General features: G+C 59.2%; 12 protein-coding genes. 7 read left to right on the forward strand and 5 right to left on the reverse strand.

The features are described from left to right. Nucleotides 1–87: 87 nt before the first annotated feature. The 3 genes from MPRO_RS04680 (at nt 88) to MPRO_RS04690 (ending at nt 4,326) form a co-directional block, all read left to right on the forward strand. On the forward strand, nt 88–2,364 hold the full coding sequence (locus MPRO_RS04680; protein WP_216821238.1) for a TonB-dependent receptor: 2,277 nt from the start codon (nt 88–90) through the stop codon (nt 2,362–2,364). A 118-nt stretch (nt 2,365–2,482) separates the two neighbouring features. Then, entirely contained in the window at nt 2,483–3,178 is a 696-nt protein-coding gene (locus MPRO_RS04685; protein ID WP_067288004.1) for a Fe2+-dependent dioxygenase, read from the forward strand. A gap of 44 nt (nt 3,179–3,222) precedes the next feature. Next, nucleotides 3,223–4,326, forward strand: a complete 1,104-nt coding sequence (locus MPRO_RS04690) for an alpha-hydroxy acid oxidase (RefSeq protein ID WP_067288007.1) — start codon at nt 3,223–3,225, stop codon at nt 4,324–4,326. Nucleotides 4,327–4,419: 93 nt separating this feature from the next. On the opposite strand, the gene MPRO_RS25430 is transcribed toward MPRO_RS04690, so the two are convergent. The 5 genes from MPRO_RS25430 to pobA all read right to left on the reverse strand — a co-directional run bounded on the left by MPRO_RS25430 (nt 4,420) and on the right by pobA (nt 8,953). Next, entirely contained in the window at nt 4,420–4,563 is a 144-nt protein-coding gene (locus MPRO_RS25430; protein WP_439646777.1) for a hypothetical protein, read from the reverse strand. A gap of 22 nt (nt 4,564–4,585) precedes the next feature. Next, a complete protein-coding gene (locus MPRO_RS04695) occupies nt 4,586–5,872 on the reverse strand; it encodes a TRAP transporter large permease (protein WP_067288009.1) in 1,287 nt (428 codons plus the stop codon). Then, nucleotides 5,869–6,381, reverse strand: a complete 513-nt coding sequence (locus MPRO_RS04700; RefSeq protein WP_067288011.1) for a TRAP transporter small permease — start codon at nt 6,379–6,381, stop codon at nt 5,869–5,871. Before MPRO_RS04700 ends, MPRO_RS04695 begins: the two co-directional genes overlap by 4 nt. Nucleotides 6,382–6,454: 73 nt before the next feature. Then, nucleotides 6,455–7,495, reverse strand: a complete 1,041-nt coding sequence (locus tag MPRO_RS04705; RefSeq protein WP_067288014.1) for a TRAP transporter substrate-binding protein — start codon at nt 7,493–7,495, stop codon at nt 6,455–6,457. 276 nt (nt 7,496–7,771) lie between these two features. Further along, nucleotides 7,772–8,953: a 4-hydroxybenzoate 3-monooxygenase gene (gene pobA, locus MPRO_RS04710; protein WP_067288016.1), complete on the reverse strand. Its 1,182-nt coding sequence runs from the start codon at nt 8,951–8,953 to the stop codon at nt 7,772–7,774. 325 nt (nt 8,954–9,278) lie between these two features. On the opposite strand from pobA, the gene MPRO_RS04715 reads away from it, so the two are divergent. The 4 genes from MPRO_RS04715 (at nt 9,279) to MPRO_RS04730 (ending at nt 13,994) form a co-directional block, all read left to right on the forward strand. Beyond that, the gene (locus MPRO_RS04715; RefSeq protein WP_067288020.1) at nt 9,279–10,208 is read left to right on the forward strand and encodes a helix-turn-helix domain-containing protein; all 930 of its coding nucleotides are present in this window, start codon (nt 9,279–9,281) and stop codon (nt 10,206–10,208) included. A gap of 330 nt (nt 10,209–10,538) precedes the next feature. Beyond that, on the forward strand, nt 10,539–11,867 hold the full coding sequence (locus MPRO_RS04720) for an MFS transporter (protein WP_067288023.1): 1,329 nt from the start codon (nt 10,539–10,541) through the stop codon (nt 11,865–11,867). After that, nucleotides 11,864–13,042, forward strand: coding sequence for a M20 aminoacylase family protein (locus MPRO_RS04725; RefSeq protein ID WP_067288025.1), 1,179 nt, complete (start codon nt 11,864–11,866; stop codon nt 13,040–13,042). The genes MPRO_RS04720 and MPRO_RS04725 overlap by 4 nt, the downstream gene beginning before the upstream one ends. Nucleotides 13,043–13,085: 43 nt before the next feature. Then, nucleotides 13,086–13,994: a LysR family transcriptional regulator gene (locus MPRO_RS04730; RefSeq protein ID WP_067288028.1), complete on the forward strand. Its 909-nt coding sequence runs from the start codon at nt 13,086–13,088 to the stop codon at nt 13,992–13,994. The last annotated feature ends 7 nt before the right edge of the window (nt 13,995–14,001 follow it).

A 14,001-nucleotide genomic window follows, 5' to 3' on the forward strand; every position in this document is an offset into this window, starting at 1 on the left:
GATTTCAGCCATAAACAAAACCCCAGGCATGGCTGCCCAGATCGCGGTGGCCGGGTATTTCTGTGCCTATTTTCAAGGAAAGCAACAGTGTCAGAAGCAATGTCCGACAACGCCAAACTCAAGTTCGGCAACTCAAACCCAGCGAGTAGCGCGCCGCTCAGCCTGCGTCGGGAACGGGACTTCGGCCGTAGCGCCTCCCTGGCCGGCAGCCTAACCCTGGCGATTTCAACTGCCATGATCGGCTCGGTTCATGCCGAGGAAATTTCACTGGATACGCTGGTTATCGAGGACGGCCGCATCGCCGCCGATGCCAACCCCTATGCCGAGCCCAATGCACCCTACAAGGCCAAACGCAGCGCCGACAGCCGCCATGTACGCGACATCGCCGATACGCCCCAGACCATGACGGTCATTACCAAGTCCGTTATCGAGGAGTCCGGCAAAACCGAACTCAAGGATATCCTCAGCGCCCAGCCTGGCATTACCCTTGGCACGGGTGAGGGCGGCAACTCCTTCGGTGACCGCTATATCATCCGCGGCTATGAAGCGCGCAATGACATATACACCGATGGCCTGCGTGACCCGGGCCTGATCACCCGCGAAACCTTCGCGCTGGAACAGATCGAAATCGCCAAGGGCCCAAGCTCCACCTTTGCCGGGCGCGGCTCCACCGGTGGCGCGGTAAACAGCATCACCAAAAAAGCATCGCTGGATGATGATTTCAGCAGCGTACAGGCAGGTCTGGGCACCGACAAATACCAGCGCTACAGCCTTGATACCAACAAGGTGGTTAGCGATGACCTGGCACTGCGCTTCAACGCCCTCTATACCGATGCCGATATTCCCGATAGGGCTCCTGCGCGCGAGCAACGCCAGGGCGCACTGATCTCCGGTGTTTATCAAGCCACCGATGATCTGCAAATTTCCGCTGATTACTACTATTTTCGGGGCAATGACAAGACCGACGGCGGCACCTTCCTCACCGACGGCAAGCCCAACAAACGCGTGCAGTACGTCGGCCAGGACGGGCTCGATTTCCAGGACACCGCCGCCGATATCGCCACAATTAAGCTCGACTACCAGCTCAATGATACTCTGCGGCTCGAGAACAAGACGCGTCTGGGTTCCACCAGCAACGAATACATTATTTCCACCTACAGCTCACGCAGTGGCAGCCTGCGCAACTTCACCGGCTGGCAGGAAAATGACTACCTCGGCAACCAGACTAACCTGATACTCGATACCCGCCTGGGCGGCATGCGTCACACCCTGATTACCGGCATCGAGTATGCCAGCGAAGATACCAAGGGTGGCAGCTACAGCGTCACTACCGACAGTGTCTCGATTGACCCCTACAATGCAAATAACAGCAGCTGGCAAGGCTCCACCAGCCGCAACAGCGCCGCTACAGACCTGAACCTGACCACCCTCTCGGCCTACGTGATGGATACAGTCACCCTGAACGACGACTGGGAGCTGTTCGGCGGCCTGCGCTATGACCACTTCGACTATGACCTCTGGGCGGCGGAAAAGACCAATCGCGATAGCTCGGTCACCCCCGAAACCAGCTACAAATACAGCGATGGCTTTGTAAACGGCCACCTGGGTGCGGTCTACTCGCCCTGGGAGCACGGCAACGTCTACGCCAGCTGGAGCACCTCATCCAACATTAACGGCGGCGAATCCGATGCCGGTACCAGCTGCGGCTATGGTGGCCTCTGTACCGATGCTGACGGCAACTTCAGCGCCGCCGAACCTGAGCAGTCCGTTAACCTGGAGCTGGGTACAAAATGGAACCTGATGGACGAACAGCTGCTGCTTACCGCAGCCATCTTCCAGACCACCAAGGATGACGTTATCGAGGATAACGGCGATTCCTACGCCAGCGGCGGCAACCTCAACACCGGCAAGAACCGGGTCGAGGGTATCGAGCTTGGGCTGTCTGGTAACATGACATCCAGACTCAGCGGTCAGTTTGGCATCGCCCTGATGGACTCCGAGACGCTGGATTCCTACAACGCCGACAACATTGGCAAGCCCAAGGCCAACTTTGCCGAGCAGAGCGCCAACATGCAGCTGCGCTACCAGGCCAATTCTCAGTTTGCCTTCGGCGGTACCGCCACCTACTCCAGCGAAATCTTTGGTGGCCAGCCCGATGCGGCGGCGAACACGAATATTGAACTGCCGGATTACTGGGTGTTCGATGCCTTCGCCAGCTACGAGTTCAGCCCGCAGTTGAGCGTACGTGCCAACATCCAGAATTTTCTGGATGAAGACTACTACACCGCAGTTTACCGCGGCGGCAGCATCGTCTACATCGGCGACGGTCGCTCTGCTAACCTAAGCCTGAACTACAAGTTCTAAATACAGATTGCAGCATTTCCCCGCCCGGCAGACCCGTTAATAGCGCGACTGTCGGGCCTTTTTTGACCTGCTCCTTTATCCTTGCACCTTTCCACTTTCCCTGTGTAACGGAGGCCGCTTGATTACCCCCATACGCTCACTCCTTGGCAGCACCCAGCTGGCCCAGATACGCAGCCTGCTTGACCGTGCCGACTGGGTTGACGGTCGCAGCAGCGCCGGCGCCCAGGCCCTTGAGGTCAAGCGCAACCGGCAACTGCCCGCCGACAGCACGCTGGCCCAACAGTTGGGCGACCTCATACTGGCGGCTCTGTCGCGCCATCCCACTTTCATTTCGGCAGCCCTGCCACTGCGCATCATGCCACCGCTGTTCAACCGCTACGAAGCAGGCGAAACCTACGGCCTGCATGTAGATAACGCCATACGTTTCCTGCAAAGCCCGGGGCAGGCGGCAGCCACAGCGCTGCGCACCGACCTCTCGGCCACCCTGTTTCTCGACGATCCCGATAATTACGACGGCGGCGAATTACAGATCGAATCCAGCTTCGGCGCCCAGAGCATCAAGCTTGCGGCCGGCGACCTGATTCTCTATCCCGCCAGCAGCCAGCACCGCGTTACCCCCGTCACCCGCGGCAGCCGCAGCTGCGCCGTATTCTGGCTGCAGAGCATGGTACGCGACAGCAGCCAGCGTGAAATGCTGTTCGATCTCGACCAGAGCGTACAGTCACTTGGCAGCGAGCTTGGCCAGGCCCATGAAGATGTGATGCGTCTGAGCGGGCTCTACCATAATCTGGTCCGCCAATGGGCACAGACCTAAGCCTTTCCCCAATATTGCCTGTGAGCGCAGCACGGAAAACCAGCATGCATGAACCCCTGAGCCAGATTCCCGCCGACCTTGTGAGCCTGTCTGATTACGAGCGCTACGCGCGCCAGCTGCTGGCCCACAGCCTGTTCGAATACATCGCAGGCGGCGGTGCCGATGAGCTGACGCTGCAGCGCAACCGCACAGCGCTGGACCGCATCAGCCTGCTGCCCCGGGTACTGCGCGATGTCACCGCAGGCTCCACCCACACAAGGGTGCTGGATGAAGATCTGCGCCACCCCATATTGCTGGCACCGGTGGCGTTTCAGCGCATGGTGCACCCAGACGGCGAACTGGCTACGGCCCGGGCCGCCGATGCGCTGGACACCCCTATGGTGGTCAGCACTCTCGCCTCCCACAGTCTGGAAGATATCGCCACAGAAACCCGGGCCGGAAAATGGTTTCAGCTCTATTTTCAGCAGGACCCTGACTTCACCCTGACACTCGTCAGGCGTGCCGAGCGCGCCGGCTACAGCAAGCTGGTGGTCACGGTGGATGCGCCCCTGCACGGCATTCGCAACCGTGCCCAGCGCGCGGGCTTTGTGCTACCGGATGATATCGAGGCGGTAAACCTGCGTGAGCGCCCACCGTTGCCCCGGGCCGTGCTGGAACCGAGCCAGAGCATCGTCTTCCAGGGCATGATGAGCGAGGCCCCCGGTTGGGAGCAGCTCGAGTGGTTGTCCCGTAACACCCACCTGCCCATTATCGTAAAGGGCGTTCTGCACCCACAGGATGCCATCCGTGTGGCAGGCATGGGGCTGGCCGGCGTAATAGTCTCCAATCACGGCGGCCGGGCGCTGGACTGCGTGCCCTCAGCCACCGAAATGCTGCCACAGATTCGCGCCGCCACGGGCCCGAATTTTACTCTGCTGCTCGATGGCGGCATCAGTCGTGGCACCGATGTATTCAAGGCCCTGGCGCTGGGCGCCAACGCCGTGCTGATCGGGCGCCCGCAAATCTATGCACTGGCCGTGGCTGGCGCTGTGGGCGTTGCCCATATGCTGCGCGTACTGCGCGAAGAGCTGGAGGTGACCATGGCGCTGGCCGGCACGCCTCGCATCAGTGACATCACCTCGGCCGCACTCTATCAAAACCATTTATAGAGCGCCAAAACGAAAAAAGCCCCCGCCACGGATGCGAAGATCCGTCGCGGAGGCAACCACAATGATGCAAGGTAAAGCGCGTACGGGCTGCGGCTATACCAGCCCCAAGGCCAGTACCGGGAACAGGATCAGCAGAATCAGGCGCAGTACATCCGACAGCACGAACGGAAATACGCCACGGAATATCTGCCCCATGGGCACATCCGGCGCCACACTCTTTATCACGAAGACGTTCATGCTGGCACTGGACTGGGCGTTATCACACCAGCCCCAGCGCCAACACCGGGAACAGGATCAACAGAATCAGGCGCACCACATCCGACAGCACAAACGGGAAGACACCGCGGAATATCTGCCCCATGGGCACATCCGGCGCCACGCTTTTGATAACGAAGACGTTCATGCCGACCGGCGGAGTTATCAACCCCAGCTCCACCGTGATGACCGCCACTATGCCAAACCAGACCGGATCAAAACCCGCCTCCAGAATCAGCGGCAGTACCACCGGTACTGTCAGCAGCAGCATGGCGATGGCGTCCATAACGCAGCCCAGCAGGATAAACAGCAGCAGCACGGCAAAGAGCACGCCGTAGGGCGGCCAGCCCAGCTGGCTCACGGTTTCCGTCAGGAAGAAGGAAATACGCGACACCGAGAGGAAGTAACCGAAGATTTCCGCCCCCACGATCATAAAGAAGATCATCGCGCTCAGCGCCAGCGCTTCTTCCACCGCCGCCATAAAGCCCGCCCACTTCATGCCCCGGCACAGCGCTACCAGCAGGGTGGCAAAGGCACCTATGGCGGCCGCTTCTGTCGGGGTGAAGATGCCTGTATAGATACCGCCGATAATGATTGCGAACACGAACATGAAAGGCACGAAGCCCCACATGCCGACGATCTTCTGTTTCAGCGTGGTGGGCTCGCCGGCCCGCGCCAGATGCGGATAAAAATGCACCAGCAAGGCGATGGTTGCACAGTAGAGCAGCAGCCCCAGAATGCCGGGTATTAGGCCTGCAATAAACATGTCGCCCACCGACTGCTCGGTGATCAGCGCATAGAGCAGCAAGGCGATACTGGGCGGAATCATGATGCCCAGGGTGCCGCCCGCCGCCAGGGTACCGGTGGCCAGGGAGTCGGCATAGCCGTGTTTGCGCATCTCCGGCAGCGCCACCCGCGCCATGCTCGCAGCCGTAGCAACAGAGGAGCCCGAAATGGCAGAAAAGGTACCGCAGGCCGACACCGCCGCCAGTGCCATGCCACCACGCCAGCCGCCGAACAGGGAACGGGCGGCATTGAACAACTCGCTGGACATGTTGGCATGGGACGCCAGCACCCCCATCAACAGAAACATAGGAATGGGGCTAAAGCTGTAATTGCTCAGGGTTTCAAAGGGGCCCGCTTCCAAAATGGCGAAAGCCGGATCAAAGGCGACGATGGTGCCAAAGCCGATAACCCCGGTGGCTGCCATCGCCAGGGCGATGGGGCAACGCAGCGCTATCATGACCAGCATCAGGCCCATGCAGACGAGTCCGATAAGGGGTGCACTCATGCTGTTACTTCCTTCTTGCCCATTAATTCAAGCACACCGCAGCTAAAGCCGCGCAAGGCCAACACAGCCAGGGCTGCGGCGGACACCAGATACATGGGCGCCAGCGGCACCAGCAGGTCCTGGGTCAGCTCGCCGCTCATGCGGGAGGCCTCGGCGGCCTCAAGAAAACGCCAGCACAGCAGGGCGCCGAAAACGCCGAAGCAGAACGTGTAGAATCCATCGAACCAGCGCAGCTGGGACGCCGGCATCTTGTGGGTAAACAGATCCACTACTATCTGCCCCTTGTCGACGGTATGGGGGAACGCAAACAGCATGGCAAACAGCAGGCCGTACTTCACCAGCTCAATGCCACCGACGAAGGTCAGGTCCACCGAGCCCTCGGTCATGGCGAACAGACTGCGCGCAGCCACATCCGCCACCACGCTGAACATCATCATGACCAGCAGCAGGCCGCTGATCCGGTACAGGATCAGCGCCATCGTATCGATTGCCTTGATCAGCCACTTCATATCGCATACCTCGCGCCAGGGATTGAATACCACAAGGCCGCGCCCTCAGTGGAAAGAGCGGCCTTGAGCGGCCTTAGTTGTCGCAGCTGAGGCTGAGCTCTTTGGCGCGGGCGAAGACATCCCGTGCGGCCAGGCCACGACCTTCAAGGTCGGCCAGGTAGCTTTCGGTGGCCTTGTCGAGTACTGGTTTCCAGGCTGCGTTCTCAGTGCCGCCTTCCAGCGTAATGATCTCGTGACCTTCGGCAACGGCTTCGGCACGACCCTTGGCGTCCAGTTCATCAAACTTGACCGCCTGCTTCTGCGCCCATTCCTTGCCGGAGTGCTGATCAACGATCTGCTGCAGATCGGCCGGCATGCCGTCGTAGACATCCTTGTTCATGGTCACCACGAACGACAGGGTGTAGAGGCCCAGTTCCGTGTGATATTTCGCCTGCTCATTCAGACGAAAGCTGGTCATGGCTTCCCAGGGCATGGCGACGCCATCAATCACGCCACGCTGCAAGGAGGGGTAGGTCTCGGGTGCCGGCATGCCAACCGGCTGAGCTCCGAGGCCTTCCAGCATGTCGGCGACGACGGTGGTCGGGCGGCGAATTTTCAGCCCCGCCAGATCTTCAGGCGTCTTGATGGCTTTATCGCGGCTGTGAATATCGCCAGGGCCGTGGGTAAACAGAAAGAGCACATGGGTATCGTCGTATTCACTGCTGATCAGGCCCTCGTCGTACAGCGACTGGATCACGCAGGAGCCCTGGGTGGCGGTCTTGGCCAGCCCCGGCAGTTCAACTACCTGGGTCAGCGGAAAGCGGTTGGCGCTATAGCCCTGCACTGTGGCGGTGATATCGGCGATGCGATTCTTCACCGCATCGTAGCTCTGGGGTGCCTTGGCCAGTGTCTGGGAGGGGTAGAACTCAATCTTGATGCGACCATCGGAGGCCGTTTCCAGCGATTGACCCCAGGCTTCAAAGCCTGCATGTACACCTGAACTCGCCGGCCAAAAATGGGCAAAGCGCAGATTGAAGTCGGCGGCCATGGCATTGCTGAAGGACAGCAGGCTCAGCAGCGCCGTGGCAGCTGCAGTTTTGGCGGTTGTCTTGGCAATTGTGGTCAATTTTTTCATGGGTTTACCTGTCTATTGTTGTTATAGCAATGGCGCCGAAGCCGGGCTGTCTGAGTCGACAGAACCCTGCTCGAAAGCGGCGTTCCTCGTTCGGTACCAGAGCGACTCTGCAAGTACAAAGTCAGCCCTGCTCAGAGACTTTGGTGTTGTGCCTGGCGGCACTCAACCTAAGTCCTGCTGGCGTGTTTCACTAATGAATTTAAAGCCTTGTCACATATCACTTTCGATATGCGAACCCTATCTTCAAAAAACATCCATTGTCACTACTGCTAAGCGTTATTCGATCGCTTCGTAAGGCAGGCCGACGTAGTTCTCGGCGATGGTGCGACGACCGGCATCGGACTGGGTGTAGTACTCAAGCTCGGCCTGCTGCATGCGCTGGGAAAAGGCATCACCATCAAAACGGTGCAGCAGGGAGGTCATCCACCAACTGAAACGCTCGGCCTTCCAGATGCGGCGCAGGCAGATCTCGGAGTACTTCTCCAGCAGCTCGGGACGGTCCTGCTGATAGTTTTTGCGCATGACGTGGTACAGGGTGTAAACGTCACTGGCGGCCAGATTCAGTCCCTTGGCGCCGGTGGGCGGCACTATGTGGGCGGCATCACCCACCAGAAAGAGGTTACCGAACTTCATGGGTTCTGCGACAAAGCTGCGCAGCGGCGCGATGCTCTTCTCGATCGATGGGCCCGTCACGAGCTGCGCTGCGGTTTCCTGCGGCAAGCGCGACTTGAGTTCGCTCCAGAAACGCTCGTCATCCCAGGCGTTGATGTCAGTGTCGAGCGGCGCCTGTATATAGTAGCGGCTGCGGGTCTCGGAACGCTGGCTGCACAATGCAAAGCCACGTTCATGGTTGGCATAGATCAGCTCATGTGCCACCGGCGGCGTATCGGACAGCACGCCCAGCCAGCCGAACGGATAGACACGTTCGAAAATTTTCAGTTTGTCCTGGGGCACAGACTTGCGCGAAACACCGTGGTAACCGTCGCAGCCAGCAATGTAGTCGCACTCAAGCTCCACCGTCTCGCCATCCTTCACGAAGGTGACACGCGGCTTGTCGCTGTACATATCGTGCAGCTGTACGTCTGTGGCCTCGTAGATACTTTTAGCACCGCATTTGGCACGGGCTTCCATCAGGTCGCGGGTCACTTCGGTCTGGCCGTAGACCATTACGGTCTTGCCGCCGGTCAGGCCCTTGAGATCAATGCGTTCGCGGCGACCATTAAATGCCAGCTCAAAGCCATCGTGCACCAGACCTTCACTATCCATGCGTCCGGATGCCTGTGCCTCACGCAGCAGATCAACGGTCCCCTGCTCCAGCACGCCTGCGCGGATACGCCCCAGCACGTAGTCCGGGCTGCGGGCTTCCAGTATCACAGTATCGATGCCCTGCAGATGTAGCAGCTGCCCCAGCAAAAGACCCGAGGGGCCTGCTCCGATAATCGCAACCTGGGTTTTCATGGCATGATCTCCACTGTGATCTTTATTTGTTTCAGCTGCCGCCGTAACAGGCCGAGCCCTTGGTGTGGCTCTATACTCGGCGTAACCCGCGACTGAATGAATTCACATTTCCCGTAAAAACTTGTACTTTTCATTCACCAGAGCTTTCCGACCAACAAGACAGCACAGCCATCCTGCACCTTTTTCAGCTCCATGTATGACAGAAACCGCAGGCCTGCTGCAGGTAATTCCAAGATCAGCAGAAGGTACCCCCAAGGCGCTCAATCTGTACTTTTACGCAGTTCCTTGCGTTCACCAACCTTCCTCAACAATTAAGGCAGGCCCCGTGACAGCTCCCACTCGCTCCCGCACATCATCAGACCAGGCCCAGATCCCCCACTTCAGCCTCTACGGCGAAGCCGGCACCATTGAAGACCCTGCCTTTGTGCATATTGAAAACATCACCAGCCGCAGCAGCGCGCATGGCTGGATTATCAAGCCGCACCGCCACGGGCGCATGTTTCAGATGATTTGCATGTTTTCAGGCGGAGTAGAGGTACAGCTGGACGAAAAGGTACATAAACTGGAAGGCCCCTGGGCCATCACCATTCCGCCCGGCTCCGTGCATGGTTTCTGCTTCAAGCCCGAGACATTGGGTATGGTGCTGACCCTCGCCGAGCCCATGCTCAGCGATGCGTCCTACAGCCGTAGCCGGCCCTATTTCGAACCCCTGCTCAGCACCCCCATGACCATCGCCTTCGAGCAGGATGGGCCACAGCTGGCGCAGCTGCAGCGTTTGTTGCGCCAGATTGAATCGGAACTCAATTGCCCCGATACCGGCCGCGCCCTTATGTGTGAATGGCTGGCCCACGCAGTTCTTATGACCTTGCGCCGCCAGCTTGACCTGCACGGCTTGTCCGCAGAAGCGGCCAACACCCCCAGCGCCACCCTGGCCGCCTTTCGCCAGCAAGTCGAAGCGCACTTTCGCGACCACTGGACCGTAGTCGAGTACGCCAACAGCCTTGGCACCTCGGCCGCCCGACTCAATCGCCTGTGCAAGCAACTACTCGACAAAACCGCCAAGGCTGTTCCCCAAAGTCGCCTGCTGCTCGAAGCCAAGCGTCGCCTGATCTATACCCGCAGCAATCTGGATGAAATCGCCTATGACCTGGGCTTCCAGGACCCGGCCTATTTCTCCCGCTTCTTCAAGCGCGCCACCGGCCTCACCCCCGGCCGCTTTCGCAGCGAAAACAACTTCGATACCACGCCGGAATAAACAAAATTGATGAATAATAGTTATATACATAACCAAAAATAGACAGCCGTCACCGACCTCGACCCACCGACACTTTCACTACCGTATCGCCGCCACCCCACCGCTTCGACCTAACATCACCAAAATACGCCCTACTTAAAGCCACTAAAACAGATCCAAGCACACCCCAAAAGCAGTGCATTTCAATTTAAATACCCGCCACAGAAACATATTTTAACGAATACCAATAATTTTTAGTTCAGAGCCAATTCCTGCGCGCTCTGTATTATCGAAAACCAGCATGCTGACAATTTCATTCCACATCTATCCAATAACAAGCAGGAAAAGACTATGAGCGGCACTCTGGAAGTAACCTTACCGCTGGGGGAAACGGCTTCGGCCCGGCCCGTCAAAACGGCACGTAAAAACGTAATCGCCATCTCGGTCGGCAATGGCCTCGAGATGTATGACTTCACCGTCTACAGCTTTTTCGCCGCCGTCATCGGCCAGCTGTTTTTCAACGTCGAGAGCCCGGCTGTCGCCCTGCTGCTATCGCTGGCCACCTTCGGCGTCGGCTTTGTCATGCGCCCCCTCGGCGCTGTGCTGATTGGCAACTACGCCGACCGCCACGGTCGCAAGGCGGCCCTCACGCTGACCATAGCGCTGATGACACTGGGCACCGCGCTGATCGCACTAACGCCCACCTATGACAGTATCGGCCTGGCGGCAACAGTGCTGCTGGTACTGGGGCGGCTACTGCAAGGCCTCTCGGCCGGTGGCGAGATTGGTGCCGCCTCCGCCGCCCTGATGGAATCGGACAACCGTCACCGCCGCTGTTACATGGTCAGCTGGCAGCTCGCCAGCCAGGGCGCAGCCGCACTGGCCGGTGCCCTGGTGGGCTTTGCCATTAACGGCCTGCTGGAAGAAAATGAGATCCTCGCCTGGGGCTGGCGGATTCCGTTTATCCTCGGCCTGCTTATCGGCCCGGTCGGGCTCTATATACGCCGCAACCTGGATGAAACCCACACAGGTACCAGCACCGAAGCATCACCCATCAAGACCGTGCTGAAAACCCAGTGGCGCACCATCATCTGCGGCATGCTGATGATCTGGGCTGGTACCGCCTCGATGTATATCGAAGTGTTTTACATGCCGACCTACCTGATCCGCGAGCTCAACTACCCGGCCACCACCGCCTTTGCCGTTGCCGTACTCGCGGGCCTGACACTCTTTATCCTGCCCCCAATACTGGGCCGCTTTTGCGACCAGCTACAAAGTCGCAAGACCCTGCCATTGATCGGCATGGCACTGACCTTCGTACTGATCTACCCGGCGTTCGCGCTGCTGCACAACACCACCGCCCTGTGGCAGGCGCTGCTGATTATCGGCGTACTGATTACCCTGTTCGCTACCTGTTCGTCCTCCCTCTTCGTACTGATCATGGAAGCCTTTCGCCAGCAGTATCGCGCCAGCGGCATGTCAGCCATCTATGGCTTCGGTGTCACCGTCTTTGGTGGATTCACGCCACTGCTGGTCTCGATGCTGATCGTCTGGAGTGGCGACAAGATGGCGCCGGCCTATTACCTCATGCTCGCGGTGGTGGTGAGCAGCATTGCCATGTGGCGCTTTCCCACACCAACCCGTGCAGACAACCAGGACACAGCAGGAGCACCGCAATGACCCGCCTGATTGAAAACCCCGACTTCCTGCTCAGCTGCGCAGAATTCGTGCGCATCCGCCAGGACATCCATGCCCATCCGGAACTCGGCGCCGAGGTGCCGCGCACTTCCGCGCTGGTCGCCCGCCTGCTGCAAGACTGGGGCTACGAGACCCACACCGGCATCGGCGGTCAGGGAGTGGTCGGCGTACTACGTAACGGCACCGGCAGCCGCAGCATCGGCCTGCGGGCCGACATGGATGCCTTGCCTATGCAGGAACGCACCGGCCTACCCCATGCGAGCACTATCGATGGTCGCATGCATGCCTGTGGTCACGACGGCCATACCGCTATCCTGCTGGCAGCGGCCCACTACCTGGCCCATAATCGTCACTTCGACGGCACCCTGAACCTGATTTTCCAGCCTGACGAAGAGGGACTCAGTGGCGCCAAGGTGATGATCGAAGACGGCCTGTTCGAGCGCTTCCCCTGCGATGCGGTCTATGCGCTGCACAATATGCCGGGCAAAGAGGTTGGCCACGGCATCGCCAGGGCCGGCGTCTTCATGGCCTCGTCGGATCGCGTCGAAATTCGCCTGCAGGGCAAAGGCGGTCATGCCGCCCTGCCCCATCTTTCGATCGACCCGACTCCGGCCCTGGCCAGCATAGTGCTGGCACTGCAAACCATCATTTCACGCAACCTTGACCCCATGGAAGCCGCGGTACTCAGCATCGGCAAGCTTGAAGCCGGCACCGCCTCCAATGTGATACCGGATCAGGCTTCGCTAACACTATCAGTGCGCGCCCTCACGCCCGAGAGCCGGGAACTGCTGGAAAAACGCATTTGTGAAATAGTCCAGGGCCAGTGCAGCGCCTACGGCATCGATGCTCATATCGAGTACCACCGCCTGGTACCACCACTGCAAAACAGCGCCGCGCAAACCCAGCTGATGCACGACTGCCTCAGTGATGTCCTGGGCGCCGATTTTGTAGCGGGAAATGAGGCCCAGCCACTGATGGGCAGCGAAGACTTTGCCTGGATGCTGCAGGAAAGGCCGGGCTGCTACTTCCTGCTGGCCAACGGCACCGGCGAGTGGGTCGGCTGCTCTGTGCATAACCCCCACTATGATTTCAACGATCGACTTGTGCCGCTCGGTGCCGCCTGCTGGGTCGAACTGGTCAACCGCTATCTTTGCTGACCTCGACAGGCGACCTGCAGCTAGCCCGGTGTAGAATAACGCCATGAAAACCCATCACTTAAGAGCTTTTCTGGCGGTTCACGAAGCCGGCAGCCTGCAGGCCGCCGCACGGCAACTGCATATAACCCAGCCCGCCCTGAGCAAGGCGATCAAGGAACTGGAAAACCAGTATGGCGTCAGCCTGTTCAACCGCAGTGCTCACGGCATCACCCTGACGCCCTACGGCCAGCGCCTGCTCGGCTATGCCCGCCTGATGCAGGAAACGGCCCGACGAGCACAGCAGGATCTGGAAAGTATGCAGGGGGCGCTGAACAGCGAAGTGACTATCGGCATAACCCCGGTGTCGTCGCTGCTCAAGCCGCTGGTTGGCAGTCTTAACGAATTTCAGCGCCGCCACCCCGCTGCCAAACTGCGTATTCTGGAGATGCGCCCGGCCCAGCTACTGGAACAGCTGCGCCAGGGCGGCATCGACTTCGCCATCACATCCCAGGTGCCCGTGATGGAGAGCGCACTGGAATGGCAACCCATCTGCCGCATTCCCAATGTCGTAGTGGTACGCAAGGATCACCCCCTGCGCAAGACAAGGTCGCTGCGCGCACTGCAGCAGACCGACTGGATCACCCTAGATCCACCGCAGGATCAAAGCACCTATTACTACCAGCTATTTGCGGTCAATGGCGTGCCGCTACCGACCAGCGTGCGGGAATGCACCTCAATGACGCTGGCGCGCATGCTGCTTCAAAGCACCGACCTGGCTGCGCTTTACTCCCTCGAAGCGCTGGAATTCGACCATATCAAGGCAGAGCTGAGCATAGTACCGCTGGTCGAAAACATTCCCGACAGCCTGATTTCAATGGTGACACCCAAGCGCGACATCATGACCCAGGCCGCCACAGAGCTGTTCCGAATCCTGCTTGACGATATGCGCAAACGCTATCCGGAGTTTTCATAGGCTCTGT

Source organism: Marinobacterium profundum, from assembly GCF_001528745.1.
Lineage (GTDB): Bacteria > Pseudomonadota > Gammaproteobacteria > Pseudomonadales > Balneatricaceae > Marinobacterium_A > Marinobacterium_A profundum.

Coding starts and splice junctions, on each gene's coding strand:
- MPRO_RS04690 (WP_067288007.1), top strand. CDS start 3,223: ATGCATGAACCCCTGAGCCAGATTCCCGCCGACCTTGTGAGCCTGTCT.
- MPRO_RS25430 (WP_439646777.1), bottom strand. CDS start 4,563: ATGAACGTCTTCGTGATAAAGAGTGTGGCGCCGGATGTGCCCATGGGG.
- MPRO_RS04695 (WP_067288009.1), bottom strand. CDS start 5,872: ATGAGTGCACCCCTTATCGGACTCGTCTGCATGGGCCTGATGCTGGTC.
- MPRO_RS04700 (WP_067288011.1), bottom strand. CDS start 6,381: ATGAAGTGGCTGATCAAGGCAATCGATACGATGGCGCTGATCCTGTAC.
- MPRO_RS04705 (WP_067288014.1), bottom strand. CDS start 7,495: ATGAAAAAATTGACCACAATTGCCAAGACAACCGCCAAAACTGCAGCT.
- pobA (WP_067288016.1), bottom strand. CDS start 8,953: ATGAAAACCCAGGTTGCGATTATCGGAGCAGGCCCCTCGGGTCTTTTG.
- MPRO_RS04720 (WP_067288023.1), top strand. CDS start 10,539: ATGAGCGGCACTCTGGAAGTAACCTTACCGCTGGGGGAAACGGCTTCG.
- MPRO_RS04725 (WP_067288025.1), top strand. CDS start 11,864: ATGACCCGCCTGATTGAAAACCCCGACTTCCTGCTCAGCTGCGCAGAA.
- MPRO_RS04730 (WP_067288028.1), top strand. CDS start 13,086: ATGAAAACCCATCACTTAAGAGCTTTTCTGGCGGTTCACGAAGCCGGC.